The following is a 13,293-nucleotide window of genomic DNA, read 5'->3' on the forward strand; positions in this document are numbered from 1 at the left end:
GTACGCCACGGCCCGCCCCCTCCGCCCCGGAGCCCCCGGAAACGGGCCGCACCCTGCCTAGGACCGCCTACTTCGACGGCGGAGCCGAAGCAGGCACGGACGGCGCGGGCGCGGGTGCGCCGCCGGCCGGTCCAGCGGCCTTGTACGTGTCCATGTCGGTGATCTTCCACGTGTCGCCCTGCAACTGGGCGTCCACGTGCATCTGCGCGGTGCCGGCGGCGGTCTGCTTCGTGTCCGCGCGCGTCGACGTCTGGTCGATGAACAGCATCACCCGGGCGAGGTCGCCGTTCAGCCGGATCACCGCACTGCGGGTGACCTTGCAGGTCACGACCACCTTCTGCTGCGGCGCGAGCTTCTTGACCTGGCCCATCAGCGCGTTGTAGCTCGTCTTGACCTGGTCGGTCGCGAGCAGCTGGTTGGCCGCGTCCTCGGTCTTCTTGATGTTGTTGAAGTCGTAGGAGAACAGCGTCTCGATCGCCTTCGAGACCTGGTCCTTCACCTGCGCGGTCTTCGCCACGTCGAGCACCGCGCGGTTGCTCGTCGAATCGGCCGCGTCGGAGCCCTTGACCTGGAAGATGACCGCCGCGGCGACCAGCGCCAGCCCGACGACCAGCAGCAGCGCGACCCGCACGGTGTTGCGGCTGACCACGGACCGCTGAGCCGGTACCGCGGCGACCTCATCATCTCCGGAGTCCTCGGCCCGCGCCTTGGTCTCGGCTTCTTCGACGTCCGAGGGCTTGGCCGAACCGGTGTCCCGCTTCTTCCGTCGGGGGCTCGGCCGGGCCGGTTCTTCCTCGACGGTCTCGCCGGTCAGCGCGTCGACCTCGTCGGACGGCGCTTCCTTGGCGGCCCCGGAAACCTCGGCTTCCGGTTCGGCGGCTTCGACCGTGTCATCCTCGACCGCGGTCTCCGCGACCTCGGTCTCAACAGGCTCAGGCTCGGCCGGACGCACCAGCCCGCCTCGCGGGATGCGCAGTTCCTGGGTCACCTCGGCCGGATCCGCGTCGGGGAGCGGCCGCGGCCGGGGACGCGGCTTGGGCGAGGCCGCCTGCTCCGCCGGGTCCGACGGTTTGCGCAGCCCGGCGACCTTCGGCCGGCGGGCCGGTGGCGTGCTGCTGCGCGGTGGCTGGCGACGGGAGGGGGGCACTGCGGAACTCCGATCTGCGGGTGAAGCTACTGGCCGGCGGCGACGAGCGGCACTTGGTCGATCCCGGACAGCTTCCAGTCGCTGCCGACCCGGGTCATCTGGACCTCGAGCCGCAGCGCCTTGGTGGCGTTCTTGCCGCCGGCCGAGGTGTCGGTGCTGATCGCGGCCAGGAAACTGGCCTTGCCGTCGTGGTCGTTCAGCTCCTCGACCGCGATGTCCTGGATCGTGGTGGTGACCTTGACCTTCTGGTCGGTCAGCGCCTTCGAGTAGTTCGGCTGGGCCTGCGCGATCTGCTTGGCCATGTCGTCGCTGGAGACCGACTTCTGCTTGGCGAAGTAGTCGTCGAGGTGCTGGTAGTCGACCTGGGTGTAGGCCAGCACCGCGGCGGAACCGTCCTTGAGCACGTCGTCGCGCGCCGAGGCGAGGTCCCGGTCGCCGTCCATCTCCGCGACCAGCCACATGATCCCGAACACGATCGCCACCACCAGCGCGGCGAGGGCGAACGCCCCGGAACCGAGCAGCCAGACGCGCGGCGATCCGGGAAGCGTCCACTTTTCCTTCGCCGCCCCCGCCGTTGCCGGTTCGGGCGTATCAGCGGTCGCCTCTTCCTCGGCGACCGCGTGCTCGGCACTCATAACACTCCAGAGTAGGTAACAGTCATCAAATCCCGGTCAGCCGACCCCGAGCAGCGCGCCGAGGCTGTTCAGCGAGACCCCGGGGCTGCCGACGACGCCGGGCACCTGCGAGTCGCGCATCTCCTGCAGTTCCTGCGCCGGCCGGTTCTGGTTGGCCGCGATGTCCTGCTGCGACGGCTGCACCGGCACGCCGTTGTAGGGCGCGTTCTGGGAACCCCGGACGTTGATCGGGCTCCCCTTCGGCTCGGCGCAGTAGGCCTTGTCGTCCTCCGGCCGGACCGAGGTGTCCGAACCCGGCCGGTACTGGCTGTAGGGCAGGTAGCCCTTCGTGCACGACGGCGGGTTGAACAGGTTCAGCACGAGGCCGAGGTGCGCGGTCCCGTCGCCGGGGGCCACCGACGGCGCGGCGGCCGCCAGTGCCGGATAGGTCACCAGGCCCTGTTCGAGCCCGTCCAGCCGGGTCACGGTCAGGTTGGCCGTCGTGAGCAGGTTCGCGGTCAGCGCGCCGAGCCCGGGTCCGGTGTCCTTGACGACCTGGCTGATCTGGGTCGCCACCTGCGGGGTGACGCCGATCAGCTTGCGCAGGTCGCCGTCGGAGTTCTTGAGCGTCCCGGTGAGCTGGTTGAGGCTCTTGGAGAAGGACGCGAAGTTCGACGCCTCGTCGTTCTGCGTGTCCAGCACCTTGCCGCCGGCGTCGAGCAGCTGCACGGTCTGCGGCAGGTACTGCTGCGCGGTGGTGGTGAAGCTGCGCGCGGTGTCGAGCAGCGTCTGCAGGTCACCGCCGGTGCCGCGGAACGCGTCGTAGGACTCGTCGACGACCTTCCGCAGCGCGTCGGTCGGCACCGAAGCCGACAGCGAGTCTAGGTCGCCGAGCAACCGGTCGGTGCTGACCGGAGTGGTCGTGCGCGCGGCCGGGATCACCGAGCCGCCCGCGAGGTACGGGCCCTGGTCGGCCTTCGGCCGCAGGTCGACGTACTGCTCGCCGACCGCGGACCGGTTGGCGATGACCGCGTCGAGGTCGGACGGCACGCGCGGGGCCGACGGGTCGATGTTCAGGTCCGCTTCGAGCCCGGTCTGGGTCAGCCGCAGCTGCCCGACGCGGCCGACGTTGAAGCCGCGATAGGTGACCTCGGCGTTGGTGAAGATCCCGCCGGATTCGTTGAGCTGCAGCTTCACCGTGTAGCCGCTGCTGCCGAACACCGTGCCGAGGCCGGCGAACCGGATCAGCGCGTACACGATGGCCACGATCGAGATGATCGCGAACAGCACCAGCTGGATTTTCGTCCTGCGCAGCAACATCAGCCAGCACCTCCGGAAAGCACCCCGAACAGGCCGGACAACCCGCCTTGCGACGGCTGTCCGCCGCCCTGGCCGCCGGTCGAGGACGGAGCCTGCTGCTGCGGCGCGGGCTGGCTGCCCGGGAACGACAGCGGCGGCGGCTGGTTCGCCGGCGTGCCCTCGACGCCGCCGGTCAGCCCGGGAGCCGGGATCAGGCCGTTGAGCCCGTTCTGCCTGCTGCGGCCGAGGTTGTCGATGACGTCCTTGAGGTTCAGGTCGACCTTGGCGAACAGGTTGAAGTAGTCGCCCTTGACGTCGTTGTAGGCCTGGTCGGTGAACGGATAGGTCAGCAGGATCTCCAGCGCCTTCGGCAGGTCGCTGCCCGCCTCGCCGAGCTTCTGCAGCGTCGGCGTGAGCGCCTTCAGGTCGGCCACCAGGTCCGCCTTGCTCTTGTTCACCGTGTCGGTCGCGACGCCGGAGAGGTTGTTGAGCGCGTTCAGCATGGTCACCAGCTGGCCGCGCTGCTGTTCCAGCACCCCAAGTCCGGGCCCGAGGTTGTCAACCGCGCCGACCAGTTTGTCCTTCTGGTCCCGCAGCGTCATGGACAGCCGGTTGAGGCCGTCGAGCGCGCGGGTGATGTTGGCCGACTGGTTGTCGAGGTTCGTGACCAGCTCGTTCGCGTTGGCCAGCAGCGCCTTGATGTCCGGCTCGCGGCCGGCGGTGGCGTTGTTGAGTTCCTTGGTGATCGTGTTGAGCTGCTCCACGCCGCCGCCGTTGAGCAGCAGGGACAGCGCGCCGAGCACCTCCTCGACCTGGACGTCGCGGCCGGTGCGCGCGAGCGGGATGGTCGCCCCGTTCGCCAGCTGCCCGGTCGCCTCGGTGCCTCCCGGCGAGGCCAGCTCCACGTACTTCTCGCCGAGCAGGCTCGACTGCTTCACGTTGGCCATCGCGTTGGCGGGCAGCTTGACGTCGCCGTTGACCTCGACAGTCACCTCGGCGTGCCAGCCGTCCGGCGTCAGCCCGATCGCCTTGACCTGCCCGACCGGGACGTCGTTGACCTTCACCCCGGACTGCGGGACGAGGTCGAGCACGTCCTTGAACTGGATCTTCAGCGTGTACGGGTGGCTGCCGAGGTCGGCCCCGCCGGGCAGCGGGAGGTCGTAGACGCCGTTGAACGCGCAGCCGCTCAGCACGAGCGCGGTCACCGTGGTGAGCACCCCGCCCGCGGCGAACTTCGTCAGTCGCTTCACGTCAGCTCCCCTGCGTCCCGTAGACCTGGCCCTGCAGCGGGAGCGGCAGCGGCGGCAGCTGGCCGTTCTGCATCGCCTGGATGACCTGCGCGGTGGACGGGAGCGGAATCGCGCCGTCGACCACCTTGGCGATGCCGTCGCAGGCGTTGCCGAGCAGCTGCTTGGTCACCGAGGTCTGCTTGAGCAGGCTGCAGACCATCACCAGCGGCGGGGCGGTCAGCTCGTTGAGGTTCGGCCGCGCGTCGAGTGTGCCGGACGAGCCGTTGTAGACGCCGACGATGTTGGACAGCGCGACCGGCGCGACGTCGAGGATCTCGGCGAGCGAGCTGCGCTGGTCCACGAGCACCTTGGTCACGCTGGCCAGTTTGTCCACATTGGACTTCAACCGGCCGCGGTTGCGTTCGATGAAGCCCTGCACCGACTGCAGCGTGGTGCCGAGCTGCTGCACGGTCTGGGCGAGATTGTCCTTCTCCCCGGCCAGGAATCCGCTCACGTCGGCGAGCTGGCTCTCGAACTGGCGCACCTGGCCGTCGCTGTTGGCGAGCGACTGGGAGAACTTGCCGAGGTTCTGCACCGTCTGGAAGAGGTCGTCCTTGTTGCCGGCCAGCGTGCCGGACGCCTGCCCGAGCTTGGTGATCGTGTCGTGCAGCGCCTTGCCGTTGCCGTCGAGGTTGTTCGCCGCGGTGTTCAGCAGGTCCGAAAGCGAGCCGTTCTTGTTGGCCCCGTTCGGTCCCAGCGTCTCGCTGACCTTCGCCAGGCTGGCGGCGAGCTGGTCGACCTCCAGCGGCACCTCGGTGCGGTCGAGGCCGATCGTCGCGCCGTCGGAGATCCGCGGGCCGCCGGTGTAGGCCGGGGCGAGCTGGATGTAGCGGTCGCTGACCAGCGACGGCGACACGATGACCGCCTTCGCGTCCGCGGGCACCGCGACCGAGCGGTCGTATTCGAGGTCGACCCGGACCTGGTTGCCCATCGGCTGGATCTTGGTCACCGTGCCCATGTCCACGCCGAGCATCCGGACGCTGTTGCCCTCGTAAAGGCCGACGGTGCCGGAGAAGTACGCGGTGAGGTGGTTGCGGCCGGCGTCCTTGAGGGTCCACCACAGCGCGCCCGCGACCACGAGCGCGAGCACGATCGCGATCGTGAAGCCGCGGGTGAGCGACTGGCCGAAGCGGGTGTCGGTCATTTGGAGTTGCACCCCTCCGGATTGAGCGGGCCGACCGAGGGAAGCACCAGGCCGCAGATGTAGTTGTCGAACCAGTGCCCGGTGCCGATCGTGTTGTTGAAGACCCGGATGAACGGGGCGAACTTCTGGATCCCCTGCGCCAGCGAGTCCTGGTTGCGCTGCAGCATCGACGTGAGCTGGTCGAGCTGGGTGAGCACCGGGTTCAGCTGGCCGTCGTTGTCGTCGACCAGACCCTGCAATTGCGTCGACAGCTGCTTCGAACCGTCGAGCAGGGTCTTGATCGCCTGCTCGCGCTTGCCGATCTCGTCCAGCAACTGGTTGCCGTCGGTGATCAGCTTCTGCACCTCGGCGTCGCGGTCGACCAGGGTCTGCGACACCTGGCGCGTGTTGGCCAGCAGGTTCGCCAGCTGCGAATCGCGCTTGGCGATCGTGTCCGACAGCTTCGAAAGCCCGGACAGCGCGCCCTTCACGTCCTGCGGGGTGTTCGAGAACGTCTGCGTGATCGCCTCGAAGCTCTTCGACAGCTGGTTCGTGTCGATCGCGTCGACCGTCTGCGAGAGGCCGCGGAACGCGTCGAGCACGTCGTAGGGCGACATCGTGCGGTCGCGCGGGATCGGCGCGCCGGGGTCGAGGTTGCCGTTGCCCTGCGGGTCGAGCGCGAGGTACTTCTGGCCCAGCAGCGTCTTGATCTTGATCGCCGCCGTGGTCTTGTCGCCCATCCAGGCGTCCTTGACCTTGAACGACACCTTGACCGACGCGCCGTCCAGCTTGATGTCGGACACCTTGCCGACCTTCACGCCGGCGATCCGCACGTCGTTGTCCTTCTGCAGCCCGGCCGCTTCGGAGAAGTCCGCGCTGTAGGTGGTGCCGCCGCCGATCACCGGCAGGTCCTCGGAGTTCATCGCGGCGACGAGGCCGAGCGCCATGACCGCGATGCCGACCAGCGCGATCGGGATCGGGTTGCGTTTCTGGAAGGACTTCATCCCTTGCACCTGTCCCGGTTCGTCGGCAAGAGCGTGAAGTTCGTGTTCGGCAGCAGCGGCGGCGCGCCGACCGTTCCCGTCATCTCGCACGCGTAGAAGTTGAACCACGAGCCGTAGTCGGCGGTGCGGGTGAGCGCGCTGACCTTCTTCGGCATGAACTGGATGAAGTGCTCGACGAGCGGTTCGTTCTGGTTCAGGTTCGTGGTGAGCTTGCCCAAGGCCGCGATGTCGTCCTTCAACGGGGCCCGCGCGTCGGTCAGCAGGCCCGCGGTCGTGGTGGCCAGGTTGCCCAGCCCCTCGATCGCGTCGCCGATCGGCTTGCGGTCCGCGGCGAGGCCGGAGACCAGCTGCTGCAGCTTCACGATCAGGTCGTTGAGCTGCGGGGTGTGCTGGTTGACCGTGTCGAGGACCGAGTTGAGGTTGTCGATGACCTCGCCGATCACCTGGTCCTTGTTGGCGATCGTGGTGGCCAGCGAGGCGGTGTGCGACAGCAGGCTTTCCACCGTGCCGCCCTCGCCCTGCAAAACCTGGATGACCTCGTACGACAGCTTGTTCACGTCGGCCGGGTTCAGCGCGGTGAACAGCGGCTTGAAGCCGTTGAACAGCTCGGTCAGGTCCAGCGCGGGCGTGGTGCGTTCGAGCGGGATGGTGTCGCCCGGCTTGAGCGTCGCGCCGCTGGAGTCGTCTCCCTCGCCGAGGGAGACGTAGCGCTGGCCGACCAGGTTGCGGAACTTGATCTGCGCGGTGACGCCCGCCGGGAGCTTGCGCCCGGAGTCGACCTCGAAGTCCACCTGCGCCTGGCGCTTGTCGACGATCTTCACGTCCTTGACCTGGCCGACGCGGACGCCCGCGATGCGCACGTCGTCGTTCGGCAGCAGGAGCGTGGCGTCGGTGAACCGCGCGGAGTAGGCGCTGGTGCTGGTGGTGTTGATGTTCGCGATGCTGATGCCGAGCACGGTCGTGAACAGGACCGTGACCACCACGAAGATGGTCAGCTTGATCAGCGGTGCGGCGAGTCCCCTCACTTGACCGTCACCTCCGTGCCCCGGTAGAGCGGGCCGACGAGCAGCGAACCCCAGCCGGGGAACTGGCCCTGCGGAATCCCCATCTCCGGGCTGACCAGCGCGGCGAGGAAGTTGTTCTCGGCCGCGGTGTTGACCGGGTTGCCGCCGGACGTGCCGCCGCCGTTGATGCCGGCCGCGTCCGCCTTGAAGTTGGCCGGGTTCAGGCCCTCGCCGACGGTCTTCGGGGCCGCGCCCTGTTTGGTGCCGTCCTTGAACGGGCCGTCCGGCGGTTGCTGCGGGAACGGGTCCGGCGCGGGGTTGAGGTCGTAGCAGCGCGGACCGCGCTTGTCCTCGAACCGCGGCTCCTCGCCCGGCTTGTACGGCCCGCGGTTCACGACGACCTCGATCGTGGCGTTCAGGCCGGGCTTGCCGTTGAACTTGCCCAGTGCCGCGTCCGCGACCGGCACGACCTTCGCCATCTGCTTCAGCACGCACGGGTATTCCGGCGAGTACTTCGCGAGCAGCTCAGCGGTCGGGCGGGCGGTGCTGGCGAGGCTGATGAGGTTCTGCGAGTTCGCTTCCAGGAACGACTGCAGGTCCTGCGACGCCGTGGTCAGGTTGCCGTAGAGGCTCGACAGGTTCCCCTGCTCGGCCACGACGGTGCGCGTGGTCGTGCTCAGGTTGTCCAGGCTCTGCACCAGATCCGGCGTCGCGTTGCTGAGGTGACCGGAGAACTCCGCGAGCGCCTGCAGGTTGTGCTGCAGTTCCGGCTCGTGCGGGTTCAGGTCGCCGATGTACTGGCCGAGCTGCGAAAGCGTCTCGCCGAGCGGTTTGCCGCGGCCCTGCAGCGCGGTCGAGATCGCGGTGAGCGTGCTGGACAGCTTCTGCGGCTGCACCGCCTGCAGCACCGGCATCAGGTGCTCCAGCGCCTGCTCCAGTTCGACCGCGCTCGAAGTGCGGTCCTGGGTGATCACGTCGCCCTGGGAAAGCGTCTTGCCCGAGGGGTCCTTCGGGATCTCCAGCGACACATAGCGTTCGCCGAACAGCGTCTTCGGAAGGAATCGCGCGGACACGTTCTGCGGAATCAGCTTCACCGACTGCGGGTCCATCGCCAGCGTCAGTTCCGCGCCGTTCTCGGTCGCCTTGATGTCCTCCACGGAACCGACGATCAAACCGCGGACCTTCACGTCCGACTGCTTGAGCAATTGGTTGCCGATGCTGCCCGCGTCGAGCTTCACGGTGACGAACTTGCTGAACGCCTTGTCGTACATCGCGATGCTGAGCGCGATCCCTCCGACGAGCACCGCCACCAGAAGCAGGCCGAGCAACCTGCGCCGGAGTGTGGTCATCCCGCAATCCTCACCGTGACGTCGGTTCCCCAGATCGCGAAACCGATGAAGAAGTTCACGACCGAAACCGTGACGATGGAAAGCCGCACCGCGCGGCCGACGGCCACGCCCACCCCGGCGGGCCCGCCGCTGGCCCGGTACCCGAAGTAGCAGTGCGAAAGAATGATCAAAACGCTGAAGATCAGCACCTTGATGAACGAATAGAGCACGTCTTGCGGTGGTAGGAACAGGTCGAAGTAATGGTCGTAGGTACCCGCGGATTGTCCGTAGATATAGATAACGACCAGCCGCGAGGCGAGGTACGAGCTCAGCAGGCCGATCACGTACAGCGGGATCACGGCCACGAACCCGGCGATGATCCGCGTGGTCACCAGGTACGGGAGGCTCGGCACGCCCATCACCTCGAGCGCGTCGATCTCCTCGGAGATCCGCATCGCGCCGAGCTGCGCGGTGAAGCCCGCGCCGACCGTCGCCGACAGCGCCAGCCCGGCGACCAGCGGCGCGATCTCGCGGGTGTTGAAGAACGCGGTGAGGAAGCCGGTGAAGGCCGAGGTGCCGATCGAGTTCAGCGCCGAGTAGCCCTGCAGGCCGACGAGAACACCGGTGAACAGCGTCAGGCCGACCATCACGCCGACCGTGCCGCCGATGACCGCGAGCGAGCCGGAACCGAAGCTCACCTCGGCCAGCAGCCGCAGCACTTCCTTGGTGTAGCGGCGCAGCGTGCGCGGCGTCCACAGCAATGCCCTGCCGTAGAACGACATCTGGTCGCCGAGCGTGTCCAGGGTCTCCAGCGGGCGGTTGGCGATCCGCTTCGCCCCCGAAAGGAACGTCATGGTCAGTCCAGCTTTCCGGGCACGAGCTGCAGGTAGATCAGCGTGATCACGAAGTTCACCACGAACAGCAGCAGGAACGTGATGACCACCGACTGGTTCACCGCGTCGCCGACGCCCTTCGGGCCGCCGCTCGGGTGCAGGCCGCGGTAGGCCGCCACGACCGCGGCGATGAAGCCGAAGATCAGCGCCTTGATCTCGCCGACCCAAAGGTCGGGCAGCTGCGCGAGCGCGGAGAAGCTGGACAGGTACGCGCCCGGGGTGCCGCCCTGGAGCACGACGTTGAAGAAGTAGCCGCCGAGCACGCCGATGACGCTGACCATGCCGTTGAGCAGGAGCGCGACGAGCATCATGGCGAGCGTGCGGGGCACGATCAGGCGCTGGACCGCGGAGACGCCCAGCACCTCCATCGCGTCGATCTCCTCGCGGATCGTCCGCGCGCCGATGTCCGCACAGACGGCGCTGCCGCCCGCGCCGGCCACCAGCAGCGCGGTGACCAGCGGACTGGCCTGCTGAACGGTCGCCAGCACCGAACCGGCGCCGGTGTAGGACTGCGCCCCGAGCTGGCGGGCGAGCGCGCCGAACTGCAGCGAGATGACCGCGCCGAACGGGATCGCGACCAGCGCGGTCGGCAGGATCGTCACGCTCGCGACGAACCACGCCTGCTGGATGAACTCGCGGAACTGGAACGGGCGCTGGAAGATGCCGCGGATGATGTCGAGGCCGAGCGCGAACAGGTTCCCGGTCTCCCGCAGCATTCCGTAGCCGGGGATCTTGGCCGTGCTGGTGCTCACGCGCCACCCTGCCCGTGCCGGGGCGACCGGCGGTCCGCGCCCGGAATCTGCGCGACCTGGTCGGCGGGAAGCTGTCCCTGGTGCTGGTTCGGCACCGGACCCGGTGCGCTGACCGGCGGCAGCCGCTGGGTGTCCTGGGGCCCCGGCTGGTGCTGGAACGCGCCCGGGTTGGGCCGCACGTTGTAGTGCCGCTGCTGCTCGGGCGTGAGGGATTCGATGATCCCCTCCTGCGCCGCCGCCGGGAGCGTGTGCAGGATCCGCATCACGCGGTCCATCCGGCGCTTGGCCCCGCCGCGCTCCGGCACGCCCGGGCTGACCTGCATCTGCGGCACGACGCCGCGCACGTCCTCGTTGAGCACGTCGCCGTGGCCCGCCTCGGCCTCGGCCTGCTCGCGGGCCATCTGGGCGCTGTCCTTCTCCTCGGACATGCCGATCGGGCCGAGCTTGCGGCCGTTGAGGAACTGCTCGACCACCGGCTCGTCGCTGGTCAGCAGCACCTCGCGCGGGCCGAACATGACGAGTTCCTTGCGGAACAGCATGCCGAGGTTGTCCGGCACCGTGCGAGCGAGGTTGATGTTGTGCGACACGATCAGGAACGTCGCGTCGATCTGGGCGTTGACGTCCAGGAAGAGCTGCGAGATGTAGGTGGTGCGGACCGGGTCGAGACCGGAGTCCGGCTCGTCGACCAGGATGATCTCCGGGTCGAGCACGAGGGCGCGGGCGAGGCCGGCGCGCTTGCGCATACCGCCGGAGATCTCGCCGGGGAGCTTCTTGTCCGCGCCGGCCAGACCGGTGATCTCGAGCTTGTCGAGCACGATCCGGCGGATCTCGGTCTCGGACTTCTTCGTGTGCTCCCGCAGCGGGAAGGCCACGTTGTCGAAGAGGTTCATCGAGCCGAAGAGCGCGCCGTCCTGGAACAGGACGCCGAAGAGCTTCCGGATCTCGTACAGCTTGTGCTCGGAGCAGGTGACGATGTCGACGCCGTTGATGACGCAGCGTCCGCGATCCGGCTTGAGCAGGCCGATCATCGATTTCAGGAACACGGACTTGCCGGTTCCGGACGGGCCGAGCATCGCCGAGACCTCGCCGGGAGGCAGGGTCAGCGTCACGTCCCGCCAGATGGTCTGCTTTCCGAAGGACTTCGTCAGACCTTCGATGACCACCTCGGCACCCATCGCACCTCCAGGAGCTGTTCCGCGTCGTCGCGCACCGCCGCCCCGTCACCGCTGGCAACGGCGGAGCTCGCGCGGCGAACTCCGCTTCAACCAGGTGCAACGAGCTGAGCGCGAACAGGTTACTCACCAGTTTTGTTCTCTGGCCAGCCCCCGTGCACACCTCACGCGACGGGGATCCAGTACGGCGACCGCTGGCAGCACGGTAGTGCACGTCACGTTCGGGCGCAGATCCAGATGGCCGACCGCCGCTCACCCTGACGGGTTAACCGGCGGAAACGGGGCAAACAGGGGGTGACCCGAGGCCGCCGAGTGAACGGATTGTTCGCCTGAACGAGAGCGCTCGCGGCCCGGTTCGCGACTGTGCGTTTTTTGTCCCGGACAGCAAAAGGGGCGGGCACCCGTGTCGGGTGTCCGCCCCTTTCGAGGGTGGTGCAGGCGCTCGCGCGCCCGGGATCACTTGATGGTGATCTTGGCGCCAGCGGCCTCGAGCTTCTCCTTGGCGGCCTCGGCGGCCTCCTTGTCGACCTTCTCCAGGAGCGCCTTCGGAGCGGCCTCGACCAGCTCCTTGGCCTCCTTCAGGCCCAGACCGGAGACGACCTCGCGGACGACCTTGATGACCTGGATCTTCTTGTCGCCGGCCGAGTCGAGGACGACGTCGAACTCGTCCTGCTCCGCGGCGGCCTCGGCGGGCGCGGCACCCGGGGCGGCCGCGACAACGGCGGCCGGGGCGGCGGCGGTGACGTCGAAGACCTCTTCGAACTCCTTCACGAAGTCCGACAGCTCGAGGAGGGTCAGCTCCTTGAAGGCGTCGATCAGCTCGGCGGTGCTCAGCTTCGCCATGATGGCTTCCTCTCAGAAAAACGAACTAAAACGTTCGGGGTGGGGTGGTTCAGCTCTCGGCGGGTGCTTCGGCTGCTTCGGTACCGGTGGCGTTGCGCTGCTTCTCCTCCAGCGCGGCAGCCAGGCGGGCAACCTGGGACGCCGGCGCCTGGAACAGCGCCGCGGCCTGGGAAAGCTTCGCCTTGAACGCGCCCGCCGCCTTGGAGAGCAGCACCTCACGGCTGTCGAGATCAGCGATCTTGGAGATCTCGTCCACGGACAGCGCGCGGCCGTCCATGTAGCCGCCCTTGATGACAAGCGCGTTGTTGTCCTTCGCGAAGTCGCGAAGTGCCTTCGCGGCGTCGACTGCCTCGCCCTGAACGAAGGCGATCGCGGTCGGGCCGACGAACAGGTCCTCGACGCCCTCGAGACCGGCGTCCTCAGCGGCACGCTTGACGAGGGTGTTCTTCGCGACCCGGTACTTGGCACTGGTGCCGAGAGCGCGGCGCAGCTGGGACAGCTGAGTCACGGAGAGGCCGGTGTACTGGGTAACGACGGTGGCCGAGCTGCTGCGGAAGCTCTCCGCGATCTCGGCGACGGCCGCCACCTTGTCGGGCTTCGCCATGGTCGCCTCCTCTCTTGGCTAGTGTCACCACTGGCCTGACGGAGGCGCCCTCGAAACGAAAAAACGCCCACGCGCAGAAAGACGCGGGGCGTAGCCCAGTCTTGACGACCGGGTAGGGCCTCGTTCCTCCTGCGCAGGCCGTCCGCCGTAACGCGGAACCTTCGCTCCCCGGAGATCCGGAGAAAACCAGCGGTCTTTGGTAGAACCGTCGACCAGCATAC

At 68.1% G+C, this 13,293-nt stretch carries 13 protein-coding genes; all 13 read right to left on the reverse strand.

The features are described from left to right. Positions 1 to 67: 67 nt before the first annotated feature. On the reverse strand, positions 68 to 1,147 hold the full coding sequence (locus D0D37_RS13755; RefSeq protein ID WP_244223503.1) for a ribonuclease E domain-containing protein: 1,080 nt from the start codon (positions 1,145 to 1,147) through the stop codon (positions 68 to 70). A gap of 26 nt (positions 1,148 to 1,173) precedes the next feature. Then, positions 1,174 to 1,782, reverse strand: coding sequence for a hypothetical protein (locus D0D37_RS13760; protein ID WP_244223504.1), 609 nt, complete (start codon positions 1,780 to 1,782; stop codon positions 1,174 to 1,176). A 36-nt stretch (positions 1,783 to 1,818) separates the two neighbouring features. Beyond that, positions 1,819 to 3,081 (reverse strand): MCE family protein, encoded by a 1,263-nt coding sequence (locus D0D37_RS13765; RefSeq protein ID WP_116200919.1) that lies wholly within the window; start codon positions 3,079 to 3,081, stop codon positions 1,819 to 1,821. Further along, entirely contained in the window at positions 3,081 to 4,310 is a 1,230-nt protein-coding gene (locus D0D37_RS13770; protein WP_208719935.1) for an MCE family protein, read from the reverse strand. Before D0D37_RS13770 ends, D0D37_RS13765 begins: the two co-directional genes overlap by 1 nt. A 1-nt stretch (position 4,311) precedes the next feature. Continuing rightward, positions 4,312 to 5,493 (reverse strand): MCE family protein, encoded by a 1,182-nt coding sequence (locus D0D37_RS13775; RefSeq protein ID WP_116200920.1) that lies wholly within the window; start codon positions 5,491 to 5,493, stop codon positions 4,312 to 4,314. Beyond that, positions 5,490 to 6,476 (reverse strand): MCE family protein, encoded by a 987-nt coding sequence (locus D0D37_RS13780; RefSeq protein ID WP_116200921.1) that lies wholly within the window; start codon positions 6,474 to 6,476, stop codon positions 5,490 to 5,492. The genes D0D37_RS13775 and D0D37_RS13780 overlap by 4 nt, the downstream gene beginning before the upstream one ends. Continuing rightward, complete coding sequence (locus D0D37_RS13785; RefSeq protein ID WP_116200922.1) at positions 6,473 to 7,501, reverse strand: MCE family protein; 1,029 nt, start codon at positions 7,499 to 7,501, stop codon at positions 6,473 to 6,475. The genes D0D37_RS13780 and D0D37_RS13785 overlap by 4 nt, the downstream gene beginning before the upstream one ends. After that, positions 7,498 to 8,829, reverse strand: coding sequence for an MCE family protein (locus tag D0D37_RS13790; RefSeq protein ID WP_116200923.1), 1,332 nt, complete (start codon positions 8,827 to 8,829; stop codon positions 7,498 to 7,500). Before D0D37_RS13790 ends, D0D37_RS13785 begins: the two co-directional genes overlap by 4 nt. Beyond that, entirely contained in the window at positions 8,826 to 9,662 is an 837-nt protein-coding gene (locus D0D37_RS13795; RefSeq protein ID WP_037360186.1) for an MlaE family ABC transporter permease, read from the reverse strand. The genes D0D37_RS13790 and D0D37_RS13795 overlap by 4 nt, the downstream gene beginning before the upstream one ends. A 2-nt stretch (positions 9,663 to 9,664) precedes the next feature. Further along, positions 9,665 to 10,417: an MlaE family ABC transporter permease gene (locus D0D37_RS13800; RefSeq protein ID WP_051165981.1), complete on the reverse strand. Its 753-nt coding sequence runs from the start codon at positions 10,415 to 10,417 to the stop codon at positions 9,665 to 9,667. A gap of 32 nt (positions 10,418 to 10,449) precedes the next feature. After that, positions 10,450 to 11,628 (reverse strand): ABC transporter ATP-binding protein, encoded by a 1,179-nt coding sequence (locus D0D37_RS13805; RefSeq protein WP_116200924.1) that lies wholly within the window; start codon positions 11,626 to 11,628, stop codon positions 10,450 to 10,452. A 453-nt stretch (positions 11,629 to 12,081) separates the two neighbouring features. Further along, on the reverse strand, positions 12,082 to 12,468 hold the full coding sequence (rplL, locus tag D0D37_RS13810; protein ID WP_116200925.1) for a 50S ribosomal protein L7/L12: 387 nt from the start codon (positions 12,466 to 12,468) through the stop codon (positions 12,082 to 12,084). A 49-nt stretch (positions 12,469 to 12,517) separates the two neighbouring features. Continuing rightward, positions 12,518 to 13,072 carry a 50S ribosomal protein L10 gene (rplJ, locus tag D0D37_RS13815; protein WP_116200926.1) on the reverse strand — a complete coding sequence of 185 codons (555 nt, stop codon included), beginning with the start codon at positions 13,070 to 13,072 and terminating at the stop codon, positions 12,518 to 12,520. Positions 13,073 to 13,293: the final 221 nt, after the last annotated feature.

Origin of the sequence: Amycolatopsis circi (assembly GCF_003385235.1) — a bacterium.
GTDB lineage: Bacteria > Actinomycetota > Actinomycetes > Mycobacteriales > Pseudonocardiaceae > Amycolatopsis > Amycolatopsis circi.